This is a genomic window from Mucilaginibacter gossypii (assembly GCF_017569325.2).
In the GTDB taxonomy this organism is placed as follows: domain Bacteria; phylum Bacteroidota; class Bacteroidia; order Sphingobacteriales; family Sphingobacteriaceae; genus Mucilaginibacter; species Mucilaginibacter gossypii.
The window spans coordinates 108,517-121,797 of sequence record NZ_CP071878.2 but is presented as its reverse complement, the minus strand read 5'-3'; the positions used below and the strand labels follow the sequence as shown (position 1 = coordinate 121,797).

Genomic DNA, 13,281 nt, shown 5'->3' with positions numbered 1-13,281 from the left:
TAAATACGCTCCGCCAAAACCGGGCAGGGACAAGCCCCTGCAAAAAAGGCCCGCTTCAAAAAGAAGCGGGCCTTAAAAAACGTGTTAACCATCTTTCCCCTTCAGGGGTCGGGAGGGCTTATGAATCTATCTTAGCGTATTTAGCGTTGCGCTCAATGAACTCGCGGCGTGGGGCAACTTCATCACCCATCAGCATGCTGAAGGTATGGTCGCACTCGGCGGCGTTTTCAATGGTAGCGCGTTTAAGCGTGCGGGTAGCGGGGTTCATGGTAGTATCCCAAAGCTGGATATCGTTCATCTCACCCAAACCTTTGTAGCGTTGTACGTGTACACTGTCTTCCTTGCCCGCACCTTTAAGGCGCTGAATAGCGGCATCGCGCTGTACATCATTCCAGCAATATTCGTACTCCTTACCCTTTTTAACCTGGTAAAGCGGTGGCGAGGCAATATATACGTAACCAGCCTCAACAAGCTCCTTCATGTAACGGAAAAAGAAGGTAAGGATCAGCGTGGTAATGTGCGAACCGTCCACGTCGGCATCCGTCATGATGATGATCTTATGGTAACGGAGCTTGCTTAAGTTAAGGGCTTTATCATCTTCAGGCGTACCGCGGCTTACGCCCAAACCGGTAAACATGTTCTTGATCTCTTCGTTTTCGTAAATCTTGTGCTCCATGGCTTTCTCCACGTTCAGGATCTTACCACGCAATGGTAAAATAGCCTGGTACTCGCGGTTACGGCCCTGTTTGGCGGTACCACCCGCCGAGTCACCTTCCACAAGGAATAGCTCGCAAAGGGTTGGATCGCTATTGGCACAATCAGACAGCTTACCCGGCAATCCCGAGCCTGTCATCACACTCTTGCGCTGTACCATTTCGCGCGCTTTACGGGCGGCGGCACGGGCGGTAGCGGCAAGGATTACTTTATTTACAATCAGGCGGGCTTCTTTAGGGTTCTCTTCCAAAAAGTTACCCAAAATTTCACCCACAGCTACGTCAACCGCGCCCATTACCTCGTTGTTACCCAACTTACTTTTGGTTTGGCCTTCAAACTGAGGCTCCTGAACTTTTACTGATATAATAGCAGTTAATCCTTCGCGGAAGTCATCGCCGCTGATCTCAACTTTTACGTTTTTCAGCAGGCCCTCTTTATCTGCATAGGCTTTTAAAGTACGGGTTAAACCGCGACGGAAGCCCGCGACGTGCGTACCACCCTCAATGGTGTTGATGTTATTTACATACGAAAAAACATTCTCGCTGTAAGTATCATTATACTGCAGGGCAAGTTCAACCGGGATACCGCCCTTATTACCATCTACATAAATGGGCTCAGGGATGATCGATGTACGTGTTCCGTCCAAAAACTTAACAAACTCGCGCAAACCACCTTCTGAGAAAAACTCTTCGCTACGGAAAGTACCATCTTCCTGGGTTTCACGCTCATCGGTTAAACTCAGGCGAATGCCTTTGTTCAGGAATGACAACTCACGCAAACGGGCAGCAAGCGTATCATATTTATACTCGGTAGTGGTAGTAAAAATTTCCGGATCGGGCTGAAAGGTTTGGATAGTACCTGTTTTATCAGATACGCCAATTTCCTTAACGTCAAACATCGGCTTGCCGCGTTCGTATTCCTGGGTAAAGATCTTGCCTTCACGGTGCACAAGGGTCTTCACATGGGTTGATAATGCGTTAACGCAACTCACACCCACACCGTGTAAACCGCCGGATACTTTATAAGTATCCTTATCAAATTTACCACCGGCGTGCAAAACGGTCATTACAATTTCAAGCGCCGATTTACCCTCTTTTGTATTGATACCCGTAGGGATACCACGACCGTTATCTGATACGGTTATGGAATTGCCAACATGTATAGTAACTTTTATATCATCGCAATAACCGGCAAGGGCTTCGTCGATAGAGTTATCAACTACTTCATATACAAGGTGGTGCAAACCTTTAACACCTGTATCGCCAATGTACATCGACGGACGCTTGCGCACCGCCTCTAAACCTTCTAAAACCTGTATGTTATCTGCTGAATAATTGGATTTATCCTGAATTTCTTCGCTCATATTTATTTAATGAAACAATCTTCAAAATTACAAAAAATACCCCGTATTAACGATTATTTGTGGATAAAAGTACTGTTGTGGAGAGTTGTCTGAATCAGAATTTACAGGATCAACCAAATGCGCTGAACCGGAATTTGGGTGGATTTTCATGATTTATTGGATTTGATTTGCCCGGTTGTTTTTGCCTGAACACGAATTCTAAGAAGCTATTAGAGTTTATAGAATTGTTTAGCACCCTCTTTATTTTGAAATCCTGTAATTCAGATTCAGGCAAAAAAAGTAGCGGAATCAAAAATCATCAATAGTCAAAATCGGTGTAATCCCAGAAACAAAAATCAATCAACGTAATCTTTAAAAAACAAATCCGAAATCGAAAATCCGATATTCGAAATCATTAGGATACTTGCAATGAAAGATTATCTTTGTCAAAATTTTATAATAATTTTCAGATTGACAGAAATGAAAACCAGTGCTTCAGTTTTAACCAAACTTACTTTAGGATTAGCAATTGCAGGTAGCGTTGCGGCCTGTACTCAAAATAAAACCGCCGATAAACCGGCTGCTGCAACCACAGCAACTCCTGATAAAGAAACTATTGTTTATGTAAACTCTGATTCTTTATTAAACAAGTACGATTACTTTAAGGATATGTCAAAACGCCTTGAAGAAAAAGGAAAAGCATCACAAACCGACTTGCAAAACCGCGGTCAGGCATTTCAACGCCAGGTTGCCGAATACCAGAAAAATCAGGCTACCATGCCGGCCGATCAACGCCAGGCTACCGAGCAACAGTTACAGCGTAAACAACAGGAATTACAAGGCTACTCTCAAAATGCAGGTGCCGAATTCCAAAACGAGCAAGCTTCTGAAAATGCTAAACTGTATGATAAAATTGCCGACTTTGTAAAAGGTTATGCTAAAGAAAAAGGCTACAAACTGGTGTTAACCTATTCAAAAGCCAATCCAACCGTATTGTATGGTGATCCATCTTTAGATGTTACCGTTGACGTTGCCAAACGCCTTAACGAAGCTTACGCTAAAGACAAAAAATAATATACGATTTGAAAATTTGATGATGTAGTAATTTGAACATTACAAGTCATTTTCAAATATTCAAATTGACACATTTTCAAATTAAAACCTCAACTTCGGTTGAGGTTTTTTAATTTAGGGCAATATGGAAAATACGGCACACGAAAAATTTATGCGCATAGCCATTGAACTGGCCGAAGACAATGTAAAGCGCGGAATGGGCGGGCCTTTTGGGGCCGTAATAGTTAAGGACGGCATGATCATAGCCCGTAGCGCCAACCGTGTTGTGCCCACTAATGACCCTACCGCACACGCTGAAGTCTCGGTGATCCGTCTGGCCTGCCAGGAACTGGGAACATATAATTTATCAGGCTGCGAAATTTATACCAGCTGTGAGCCCTGCCCAATGTGCCTGGGCGCTATTTACTGGGCCCGTATCGATAAAATTTATTACGCCAATACCAAAGCCGATGCCGCCGCGATAGGTTTCGACGATCATTTTATTTATGATGAACTGGGCTGTACCATGGAAAAACGCAAGCTCCCTTTTGTCCAAATCCTTCGTGATGAAGCGCTAACTGCTTTTAAACTTTGGGAAACAACCGAGCATAAAGATCATTATTAAATCGCCCCTCTAAATCTCCCCTAAAGGGGAGACTTTTAAAATACATTCCCCGGCTTTCAGAAGCCCTCTCCCTTTAGGGGAGGGTTGGGTGGGGCTATTCCTCTTCTTTTTCTTCAAAAAAATTATCTTTCAGGTCATCAATCTCGCGCCTGTCGGCCTTAGTGGGGCGGCCCGTGCCACGATCACGCTTCAGTATCGGGGCATGGAACATTGATTTAAAGGCCTGGGTTTGTTCAACAGGAGTTATATCTTCGTAAAAATTAACAGCGGTTTTGGCATCTACCCGGTTTTCCAACAAGCCGGTTACCTTCACTACCTTGCGCTCTATACCTTTTGCTACCTGGTAAACATCACCAATTTTCACTTCGTATGATGGTTTGATATTTTTACCATCCAGCTTGATACGGCCGGCCTTGCAGGCATCAGAAGCCAGCGTACGTGTTTTAAACACGCGGATGGCCCACAGGTATTTATCTATTCTCAGTTTCTCTTTTTCGGCCATAACATTCAATTGCTTTTACACCGATTATCCGGTCGGCCGGCTAATTTACCAATATCATTTTACGTACAAATAAAAGCATCCATGTTCGGGAGATGCTTTACAGCTGAAACGCAACTTGCCGCGCCGCTATCCCGACGGTGGTATAAGTATAAAGCCTCAAATTTATAGCTTTTAAAACGGCTTTGCCAGAGATTATTGTAGTTATCAAAAACCTTTTATGATCCGGTACTTTTTACAGCTTACTTGGGCAGGTCTTTTTTAATGAACTTATGATAAAGGTATTCAGCATAACCAACGCTAACATAATCAGGAAATTTCCAGTGTGGATAATAGCGCCTTGGGATGTATTTGAGAAAGCTAAAAAACAAAACCCCAAAAATAAGCAGCAATGCCAGGCCAAGTAAAATAATGGCAATCAGTACAAATGGGGTCATACCTGGGAATAATTGGGGTAACAGTAATAAATTAAAAGGTTAAGACAATTATACCAATATTCATCCAAGGCAACAGATTGATATAATAAGCAGTTACGCCATAAGTAAAGTACTAATTGTTAATGCTTTATAAACTTATTTACCAGCAACAACAATAAATAAACGCTCTTTTAAAATCAAATTGTTCTCCCAAAAATCCAATTATACCAACCTTGGAATTATAGATATAGCGCCCGTTGAAATAAAAAAAGTAAGCCTCCCCGACACTCGCTGTCCGGAAGGCTTTGACACCTAATTAGTTTAAACGTTGGTTTCCGTTTATATAAAATTAAGGCTTACTTAATGTTTTTTATATAGCTACCCATCGATTGTCCGGATATTGTATAAATGTGTGCAAAACAATGCGCTGTGAATCAAAATATTATACGTAAACATTCAAAAAAAGGTCATCACATTGGGTTTGAGTGATGATATTACCTTCTTTTACTGGTTTACCGTTCGGATAATAAGTACAGCCTATACCGATAGTCCAAACACCTACAATATCTTTGTAAGCATGTAAAACTACACCTTCTTCATTCTTAATGATTCCCAACCCTTCTTTATTAATTTTCACATTGATAAATATTAGACCGAAGTATTTTTATCTTTGATAACCGAACCTACAGGATGAATATCTTTAAAACGATTTTAGGAGTTTTATTTGCCTTTTTAATTTTTACTGGCCTGATATCTGTGTTAGCATACGCCAACCCTTTAAATGATTTTATGGCTAAAAACATTGTTACTGATGCAATGTATCATTTCCTTGTGTTTTTCATTCTGTGTTTTGTTCTGATAGTACTTACTGCTTATTTCGTTCCCCGGCCTAAAAAAATCGGGGTTTCAATATCAACCGTCATTGCTTATTTGCTTGTTGGTGTAGCAATCTTTTACCAATTTGCTATATTGAAAAACCCTGTCAATTTCGTTTTGCCGTTCAGCGTATCAGGAGTAGTTTTAGGTTTGTCTTTAGGATTACTTTTAAGCAAAAGACTTTTTAAAAAGAAAGGTTGGGATTCTACCAAAGCAATCGAATTGGAGACTTATTGAAATTCCGGGGTGAATTTTTACTATACTCTTTAGGGTATTCTGTTTTTTCGCCATTATAAGTAATGGAGTAGCGAACAAACCACTTTTTATTATCTTTGTCCTTGCTAATCTTCTTCGGAAGTGTGCAAGTAAATAAATTCATAACTCAAAAAACATCAATATAAGGTAATCAATTTTGTCCCTGTTTTGTCCCTTTATGGCCATGAAGGCATCAAAACAGCATAAAAGTAAAAAATCCTTTAATTTGCCAAAAGTTTAATTTCACCAATGCAAGATCTTAAAAAACTGATTGAAGAGGCCTGGGAAGACAGGAACCTGCTGAACTATAATGAATACACCAACGCCATTGAAACCGTTATTGACCGTTTGGACAAAGGCGAGATCCGTGTGGCCGAACCCATTGGCACACGCTGGCATGTAAATGAGTGGATTAAAAAGGCGGTTGTTTTGTATTTCCCGACCAGGCAGATGGAAGAAATTAAAACCGGCCCTTTTGTTTTTCATGACAAAATGAAACTCAAAACGGATTACAAGCAAGCCGGCGTTCGTGTTGTACCTCATGGTATTGCCCGCTACGGTGCCCACCTGGCCAAAGGTGTTATCATGATGCCATCGTACGTAAACATTGGCGCTTATGTTGATGAAGGCACCATGGTTGATACCTGGGCTACTGTTGGCTCATGCGCGCAGATTGGCAAACATGTACACTTAAGCGGTGGTGTTGGTATTGGTGGTGTGTTGGAGCCGCTACAGGCTGCTCCGGTTATTATTGAAGATAACTGCTTTATTGGTTCACGTGCCATTGTTGTTGAGGGCGTACATGTTGAACATGAAGCTGTATTAGGTGCAAACGTGGTATTAACCGCATCAACCAAAATCATCGATGTTACCCACAGCACCCCGGTTGAATATAAAGGCCGCGTACCTGCCCGCTCGGTGGTAATTCCGGGTTCATATACCAAAAAGTTTGCTGCCGGCGAATACCAGGTGCCTTGCGCCCTCATTATCGGCACCCGTAAGGAATCAACCGATAAAAAAACGTCATTAAATGACGCCCTGCGTGAAAATAACGTAGCGGTATAATTTAGATATGAGATATCAGATGTGAGATATGAGATTTTGCATGGTAAAGATTCCGGCAATACCTTTATTTCACATCTGCTATATTCCTCTGAGAATGCAGCATTTCTCACGTCTCATATCTCACATCTCATATCTAAAACATGAAGATAGGATACGATGCTAAACGGGCTTTTTACAATAATACCGGCTTAGGTAATTACAGTCGCTGGTTAATTAAAGGCATAGCGTCGCTCAATCTATCCAACCTTTTATATTTATATACGCCAAAGGCCAAAGCTAATCCACGGCTTAATTTTATTGGCGATTATCCCAGCATTCGCACTGTTACCCCAAAAAGCAAATGGTTCACTTCATGGTGGCGTAGTAAAGGAATTATCAAAGATTTAAAACGTTATGGTATTGAATTGTACCATGGTTTAAGTCACGAGTTGCCTTCGGGAATCGAACATACCGGCATTAAGTCGGTTGTTACCATGCATGACCTGATCTTCATGCGTTATCCGAAACATTTTGGTGCGGTTAATTACCGTATTTACCTCGCTAAGGTTAAACATGCCTGCCGTGTCTCGGATCAAATTATCGCCATAAGCCAAAAAACAAAGGATGATCTTGTCGACCTGCTCAGCATCGCCCCCCAAAAAATAGAAGTTGTTTACCAGGGGTGTGACCCTTCATTTGCAATTGAACAAACCGCCGCGCAAAAATCGGCTGTAAAAGAAAAATATAAGCTGCCCAACCGCTTTATTTTGAGTGTTGGCACTATTGAAGAACGCAAAAACCTGCTGTTAACCGTTAAGGCGTTAAAAAATGTTGATGACATAACACTGGTGGTAATTGGCAAAGAAACCCGATACACAGAATTGGTTAAAGCATGTATAACAGCTAATAACTTAAACCACCGGGTAATATTTTTAAAAGACGTTACCTTTGCAGAGTTACCTGCTGTTTATCAACTGGCATCGGTATTTGTTTACCCGTCACGGTACGAAGGCTTTGGTATACCCGTGTTAGAAGCTTTAAACTCCGGCACGCCGGTTATAGCAGCAACGGGCTCCTGCCTTGAAGAAGCAGGCGGGCCAGGCAGCCTGTATGTGAACTCTGATGATGATATCGGTCTTGCCGAAAAACTAAACCAGGTGCTTAGTGATGATGACTTAAGGCAAACCATGATAACCAAAGGCCGCGCTTACGCAGCTAATTTTACCAATGATAAACTAAGCCTGCAATTAATGCAGCTTTACCAAAATATTTTGAACCATGCTTAGAGACGAAGTAGCCAAGGCTTTTAAAATTGTACAAGAGGGTGGCATCATCCTTTATCCTACCGATACCATTTGGGGCATAGGCTGCGACGCCACCAACACCGAAGCCATTCAAAAGATCTACCGCCTGAAACAGCGCGATGAGGCCAAAAGCATGATCATTTTGCTGGATACTGAAAACAAGCTGGAAAGCTATATCAGTGAAGTAAACCCGCTGGCTTTTGAACTGATTGAATATGCCGAGAACCCGTTAACACTGGTAATGCCGGGCGCCAAAAACATTTCTCCGGCATTAATTGCTGCTGATGGCAGTGTGGGGATCAGGGTTGTAAAAGACACCCCTTTTTGCCAGCAATTGATTCAGCGTTTACGCAAACCATTGGTGTCAACATCAGCTAATATTAGCGGCAAGCCCTCGCCGCAATATTTTTCGCAAATAGACCAGGAAATTATTGACGGTGTTGATTACGTTGTTGATTTAGAGCAGCACAGCAAGGAGATCAAAACACCGTCAACCATCATGAGGTTGGCCCCTGATGGCAGGTTTGAGTTTTTGCGTCGTTAACGATGGATTAGTGATTAGTTAAAAAGGTATTTTTGAAGATATGTTTTAACAGAAACATTTTTATAAAATCTTTTGTGCAACCCCTCTACATATTCAATATACTGACTATCAATTATTTAAATCAAATAATTAAAATTGTATTAACCCTGTTAACCCCCTGTCGTGCAGAAAGTCGGAAGTATGAGGTCAAAGTCTGAAGTCTGAAAATTTTGTTTATTAAGTGGAAAGATACTTAGGACTTTTGACTTAGGACTTTCGACTTAAGACTTTTGACTTTACCGGGGCATTTTACCAATTAATCTTACCTTTGTACCCTTATTAGCGTTTTTAAGCATCCAACTATGCAGCAACACCTCAGGCACCCCGTATTTTCTGTTATATCCCGTTTGGCGGGCGAACAAAATGTACAGGCCTATGCTATAGGTGGTTTTGTGCGCGATATTTTCCTGAACCGCCCGTCGAAGGATATTGATATCGTAATTATTGGCAACGGGATAGCCTTTGCCGAAATTGTTGCCAATACACTTAAAGTTAAACTGGCGGTTTATAAAAACTTCGGTACGGCCTCGCTCAAATACCGCGATCTGGAGATAGAGTTTGTTGGCGCCCGTAAAGAATCATACCGCCGCGACTCGCGCAAGCCAATTGTGGAGAATGGCACTTTGGAAGATGATCAGAAACGCCGCGATTTTACCATCAACGCATTGGCCATTTCCCTCCACCCGGATACATTTGGCGAGTTGCTTGATCCCTTTAACGGCATTGCTGATCTGGAAAACAAGCTGATCCGTACGCCGCTTAATCCTAACGAAACTTTTTCTGATGATCCGCTGCGCATGATGCGGGCCATCAGGTTTGCTACCCAGCTTAATTTCAGGATTGATGATATCGCTGTTGAAGCCATTAAAACCACTGCCGACAGGATCAGTATCATATCGCAGGAACGGATTACCGATGAACTGAACAAGATCATCCTATCGCCGGTGCCATCAATAGGTTTTAATTACCTGTTTGATACCGGGCTGCTGCATAAGATCTTCCCGCAAATGGTAGCCCTTTATGGAGTTGACTATGTAGATGGAAAAGGTCATAAGGATAACTTTTACCATACCCTTCAGGTGCTTGACAACATCTGCGAAACTACTGACGACCTGTGGTTACGCTGGGCTGCTATACTGCATGACATAGCCAAACCCGCCACCAAACGTTTTGAGCCCGGCCACGGCTGGACTTTTCATGGTCATGAAGACCGGGGCGCACGCATGGTGCCCAAGATCTTCACCCAGCTTAAGCTGCCGCTTAATGAAAAAATGAAGCAGGTTCAAAAGTTGGTGCAGCTGCATTTAAGGCCCATCGTACTTTCACAATCCATAGTTACCGATTCAGCAGTGAGGCGTTTGCTTTTTGAGGCAGGGGACGATATTGAAGCACTGATGTTGTTGTGTAAAGCAGACATCACCACCAAAAACGAATATAAGGTTAAAAAATATCGTAACAATTTTGAGCTTGTTCAACAAAAATTAAAAGACGTTGAGGAGCGCGACAGCATCCGTAACTGGCAGCCGCCGGTTACCGGTAACGATATCATGACCATATTTGGGATAAAAGAAGGCCGCGAGGTAGGAATAATCAAAAATCAGATCCGCGAAGCCATATTAGAAGGCGAAATTCCCAACAATCGTGAGGCCGCGTTAAGCTTTACAATCAGCAAAGGCATTGAAATTGGCTTAAAAGTTGTGACTACCCCAAATTAAATTAAAACATTATTATTTTTGTCCAAAATCTACAATAAACAATGGCAGTATACAGGTTCAGGGTTACTTTTGAAGACTACGATGACGTTACGAGAGAAATTGATGTAAAATCAAATCAAACTTTCGAAGATCTTCACCGCGCAATTCATCAGTCAACCGGATACAATCCGGAATTTTCTTCATCATTTTATATCAGCAATGATCAGTGGACCAAAGGTGAAGAAATAACTTACCTGCCTAACCAAAGGCGTATTGACCGTGGCGTATCATTAATGAATAAAGTAAAGCTGTTAAGTTTTATTGATGATCCGCACCAAAAATTTTACTATACATTCAATTTCGATCGTCCGTTTGATTTTCATGTTGAACTAATGAAGATCATTTTAGATGAAACACCGGGTACTACCTACCCTGCCGTTGTAAAATCAGTTGGCGAGGCTCCAAAACAATTTGGCAATTCATTTAATGCTACCGTTTTACCGCCTGTTACCGAAGACTTCGACTTTTTGAACGAAATGGCCTTTAACCCGGAGGATGCCGAAGATTTTTCGGAAGTTACAGATACCGATGATCTGCCGGAAGAAAAACACAGCGGCGGCGAAGAAGAAGAGGGGGAAGATGAGTTCGGCAATGAATTTAGCGATGACGAAGGCTTTGATGATGATGAAAGGCCTGGCCGCGGCGGTAGCGACGATTATTAATCATAAAAAACGAGTATATAAATTATATACTCGTTTTTTATGTTAGGCCGCCTCACTTGTTTTGTTACTTTAACCAGCTCATAATAATTTACCCCCATTTATCAATGAATAACAAAAATTACTATGCCATAATTATGGCCGGAGGAATTGGAAGCCGCTTTTGGCCGATAAGCCGTACATCGCACCCTAAACAGTTTATAGATATACTCGGTACCGGTAAAACCTTAATACAAAACACCTACGAACGTTTCCTGAAAGTTTGCCCCAAAGAAAATATTTACGTTGTTACTAACGAAAACTACACCAAACTGGTAAAACAACAATTGCCCGATATGGAGGATCAGCAGATTCTTACCGAACCGGTAATGCGTAATACGGCACCTTGTGTTGCCTATGGCTGTTTTAAAATTGAAAGTCTTAACCCCGATGCAGCTATTGTTGTAGCCCCTTCCGATCAGCAGATCCTGGATGAAGATGCTTTTGTTGCCGCTATCGAAAAATCATTGCAAACCGCCGCTTCAAATGATTATCTGATAACCCTGGGCATTAAACCATCAAGGCCCGATACCGGTTACGGATATATCCAATACACTGATAACGTTATCAATGATGAGTTTCATAAGGTAAAAACCTTTACCGAAAAACCCACTCTTGAAATAGCTAAAACCTTTATTCAAAGCGGCGACTTTTTATGGAACGCCGGCATCTTTGTTTGGTCGGCCAAAACTATTGTTAAGGCCTTTAGCCAGTACCTGCCCGAAATGCACGAGATTTTTGCTGATGCAAAACCGGTGTACAATTCGGATAAAGAGAAACCTCACGTTCACAATGTATACCAGCAATGCGTCAATATCTCGATAGATTACGGCATTATGGAAAAAGCAGATAATGTGTATGTATTACCTTCGGATTTTGGGTGGAGCGATCTGGGTACCTGGGCATCAATATATGACCTTGCCGAAAAGGATTATGTAGGTAATGCCGTTATCCCTGCCGAAAAAGTGATCATGTATGACTCTTCAAACTGTATGGTAAACGTGCCGGGCGAAAAACTGGTAATATTGCAGGGGCTGCATGATTATATCGTAGTAGAATCGAACAACTCCCTGCTCATTTGCCCCCGCGACCAGGAACAGAACATCAAGCAGGTTGTGGCCGATGTAAAGAACAAGTTCGGGACGAAGTATATTTAGTTACCGACATTTTTGATATGAGTAAAGCTTAGGCTTATGAACATGACGCAGGGTGATAAAACCCTCATTGTAGTTGCCGGTCCTACCGCAGTAGGGAAAACAGTAGCAGCCATTAAGTTAGCGCAACAGTTCGATACTGTGGTGGTTTCTGCCGATTCGAGACAATTTTTCAGGGAGATGAGTATTGGCACTGCCAAGCCTGATGAAAGCGAGTTGGCTGCGGCCAAACACTACTTTATCAATTCGCACTCCATATCCGAAAGTTTTTCTGTTGGCGATTTTGAAAAGCAGGGGCTTGCACTTTTAGATGAACTTTTTAAAGTACATGATAAGGTGATCCTGGCGGGAGGGTCAGGTTTGTACATTAAAGCTATTTGTGAAGGCTTTGATAACTTGCCCGTAGCCGATATTTCAGTACGTGAAAAACTAAACCAACAACTGGAAAGGGAAGGAATTACAACATTACAAAAACAACTACAACAGGTCGACCCGGATTATTATACCCAGGTCGACCTTAATAATCCTCAGCGTATCATCAGGGCGCTGGAAGTTTTTGAAACCTCAGGTAAACCATTTTCATCTTACCGCAACGCTACTGTAAATAAAAGACCTTTTAACATTATCAAACTGGCGCTTGATATGCCCCGCGAAAAACTATATGAACGTATAAACCTGCGCGTCGACCTGATGGTTAAACAAGGCCTGATTCAAGAAGTAAAAAGTCTCCTGCCCTACCGGGAACTTAATGCTTTAAATACAGTGGGGTATTCAGAGCTATTTGATTACTTCGATGGTAAAACCAGCCTCGATGAAGCCCTGCTGCTTATAAAACAAAATACCAGGCGCTTCGCCAAAAGGCAGCTTACCTGGTTCAGAAAAGATAAAGATTTTGTTTGGTTTGATGCCGGTGCTCCCGATGTTATTGACCAGATGGCTAAAGCCATTGAAACTTCCGCATAAT

General features: G+C 42.1%; 14 protein-coding genes. 10 read left to right on the top strand and 4 right to left on the bottom strand.

What is annotated here, in order from left to right:
• Positions 1-118: 118 nt before the first annotated feature.
• A complete protein-coding gene (gene gyrB / locus J3L18_RS00580; RefSeq protein ID WP_090528528.1) occupies positions 119-2,077 on the bottom strand; it encodes a DNA topoisomerase (ATP-hydrolyzing) subunit B in 1,959 nt (652 codons plus the stop codon).
• Between the two features lie 459 nt (positions 2,078-2,536).
• On the opposite strand from gyrB, the gene J3L18_RS00575 reads away from it, so the two are divergent.
• Both J3L18_RS00575 and J3L18_RS00570 read left to right on the top strand, forming a co-directional pair.
• Entirely contained in the window at positions 2,537-3,130 is a 594-nt protein-coding gene (locus J3L18_RS00575) for an OmpH/Skp family outer membrane protein (RefSeq protein WP_090528531.1), read from the top strand.
• Between the two features lie 124 nt (positions 3,131-3,254).
• A complete protein-coding gene (locus J3L18_RS00570; protein WP_090528535.1) occupies positions 3,255-3,734 on the top strand; it encodes a nucleoside deaminase in 480 nt (159 codons plus the stop codon).
• A 94-nt stretch (positions 3,735-3,828) separates the two neighbouring features.
• On the opposite strand, the gene J3L18_RS00565 is transcribed toward J3L18_RS00570, so the two are convergent.
• The 3 genes from J3L18_RS00565 to J3L18_RS00555 all read right to left on the bottom strand — a co-directional run bounded on the left by J3L18_RS00565 (position 3,829) and on the right by J3L18_RS00555 (position 5,286).
• Complete coding sequence (locus J3L18_RS00565; RefSeq protein ID WP_112657759.1) at positions 3,829-4,236, bottom strand: Hsp15 family ribosome-associated heat shock protein; 408 nt, start codon at positions 4,234-4,236, stop codon at positions 3,829-3,831.
• 239 nt (positions 4,237-4,475) lie between these two features.
• Complete coding sequence (locus J3L18_RS00560; RefSeq protein ID WP_129571859.1) at positions 4,476-4,670, bottom strand: hypothetical protein; 195 nt, start codon at positions 4,668-4,670, stop codon at positions 4,476-4,478.
• Positions 4,671-5,091: 421 nt separating this feature from the next.
• On the bottom strand, positions 5,092-5,286 hold the full coding sequence (locus J3L18_RS00555; RefSeq protein ID WP_129571858.1) for a lysozyme: 195 nt from the start codon (positions 5,284-5,286) through the stop codon (positions 5,092-5,094).
• A 53-nt stretch (positions 5,287-5,339) separates the two neighbouring features.
• Here J3L18_RS00555 and J3L18_RS00550 point away from each other — a divergent pair, with 53 nt between their 5' ends.
• The 8 genes from J3L18_RS00550 (at position 5,340) to miaA (ending at position 13,280) form a co-directional block, all read left to right on the top strand.
• Entirely contained in the window at positions 5,340-5,762 is a 423-nt protein-coding gene (locus J3L18_RS00550; protein WP_129571857.1) for a hypothetical protein, read from the top strand.
• Between the two features lie 267 nt (positions 5,763-6,029).
• On the top strand, positions 6,030-6,845 hold the full coding sequence (locus J3L18_RS00545) for a 2,3,4,5-tetrahydropyridine-2,6-dicarboxylate N-succinyltransferase (RefSeq protein ID WP_091166675.1): 816 nt from the start codon (positions 6,030-6,032) through the stop codon (positions 6,843-6,845).
• 140 nt (positions 6,846-6,985) lie between these two features.
• Positions 6,986-8,110 carry a glycosyltransferase family 4 protein gene (locus tag J3L18_RS00540; RefSeq protein ID WP_129571856.1) on the top strand — a complete coding sequence of 375 codons (1,125 nt, stop codon included), beginning with the start codon at positions 6,986-6,988 and terminating at the stop codon, positions 8,108-8,110.
• The gene (locus tag J3L18_RS00535; RefSeq protein ID WP_091166671.1) at positions 8,103-8,672 is read left to right on the top strand and encodes an L-threonylcarbamoyladenylate synthase; all 570 of its coding nucleotides are present in this window, start codon (positions 8,103-8,105) and stop codon (positions 8,670-8,672) included. The genes J3L18_RS00540 and J3L18_RS00535 overlap by 8 nt, the downstream gene beginning before the upstream one ends.
• A 341-nt stretch (positions 8,673-9,013) precedes the next feature.
• A complete protein-coding gene (locus J3L18_RS00530; RefSeq protein WP_129571855.1) occupies positions 9,014-10,426 on the top strand; it encodes a CCA tRNA nucleotidyltransferase in 1,413 nt (470 codons plus the stop codon).
• Positions 10,427-10,467: 41 nt separating this feature from the next.
• Positions 10,468-11,127 carry an IS1096 element passenger TnpR family protein gene (locus tag J3L18_RS00525; RefSeq protein WP_129571854.1) on the top strand — a complete coding sequence of 220 codons (660 nt, stop codon included), beginning with the start codon at positions 10,468-10,470 and terminating at the stop codon, positions 11,125-11,127.
• A 104-nt stretch (positions 11,128-11,231) separates the two neighbouring features.
• A complete protein-coding gene (locus J3L18_RS00520; protein ID WP_188833318.1) occupies positions 11,232-12,320 on the top strand; it encodes a mannose-1-phosphate guanylyltransferase in 1,089 nt (362 codons plus the stop codon).
• A gap of 36 nt (positions 12,321-12,356) precedes the next feature.
• The gene (gene miaA, locus J3L18_RS00515; RefSeq protein ID WP_311085102.1) at positions 12,357-13,280 is read left to right on the top strand and encodes a tRNA (adenosine(37)-N6)-dimethylallyltransferase MiaA; all 924 of its coding nucleotides are present in this window, start codon (positions 12,357-12,359) and stop codon (positions 13,278-13,280) included.
• The last annotated feature ends 1 nt before the right edge of the window (position 13,281 follow it).

What these genes read in the sequence shown, in the direction of transcription:
- gyrB (WP_090528528.1), bottom strand. Translation starts at nt 2,077, where the DNA reads ATGAGCGAAGAAATTCAGGATAAATCCAATTATTCAGCAGATAACATA.
- J3L18_RS00575 (WP_090528531.1), top strand. Translation starts at nt 2,537, where the DNA reads ATGAAAACCAGTGCTTCAGTTTTAACCAAACTTACTTTAGGATTAGCA.
- J3L18_RS00570 (WP_090528535.1), top strand. Translation starts at nt 3,255, where the DNA reads ATGGAAAATACGGCACACGAAAAATTTATGCGCATAGCCATTGAACTG.
- J3L18_RS00565 (WP_112657759.1), bottom strand. Translation starts at nt 4,236, where the DNA reads ATGGCCGAAAAAGAGAAACTGAGAATAGATAAATACCTGTGGGCCATC.
- J3L18_RS00560 (WP_129571859.1), bottom strand. Translation starts at nt 4,670, where the DNA reads ATGACCCCATTTGTACTGATTGCCATTATTTTACTTGGCCTGGCATTG.
- J3L18_RS00550 (WP_129571857.1), top strand. Translation starts at nt 5,340, where the DNA reads ATGAATATCTTTAAAACGATTTTAGGAGTTTTATTTGCCTTTTTAATT.
- J3L18_RS00545 (WP_091166675.1), top strand. Translation starts at nt 6,030, where the DNA reads ATGCAAGATCTTAAAAAACTGATTGAAGAGGCCTGGGAAGACAGGAAC.
- J3L18_RS00540 (WP_129571856.1), top strand. Translation starts at nt 6,986, where the DNA reads ATGAAGATAGGATACGATGCTAAACGGGCTTTTTACAATAATACCGGC.
- J3L18_RS00535 (WP_091166671.1), top strand. Translation starts at nt 8,103, where the DNA reads ATGCTTAGAGACGAAGTAGCCAAGGCTTTTAAAATTGTACAAGAGGGT.
- J3L18_RS00530 (WP_129571855.1), top strand. Translation starts at nt 9,014, where the DNA reads ATGCAGCAACACCTCAGGCACCCCGTATTTTCTGTTATATCCCGTTTG.
- J3L18_RS00525 (WP_129571854.1), top strand. Translation starts at nt 10,468, where the DNA reads ATGGCAGTATACAGGTTCAGGGTTACTTTTGAAGACTACGATGACGTT.
- J3L18_RS00520 (WP_188833318.1), top strand. Translation starts at nt 11,232, where the DNA reads ATGAATAACAAAAATTACTATGCCATAATTATGGCCGGAGGAATTGGA.
- miaA (WP_311085102.1), top strand. Translation starts at nt 12,357, where the DNA reads ATGAACATGACGCAGGGTGATAAAACCCTCATTGTAGTTGCCGGTCCT.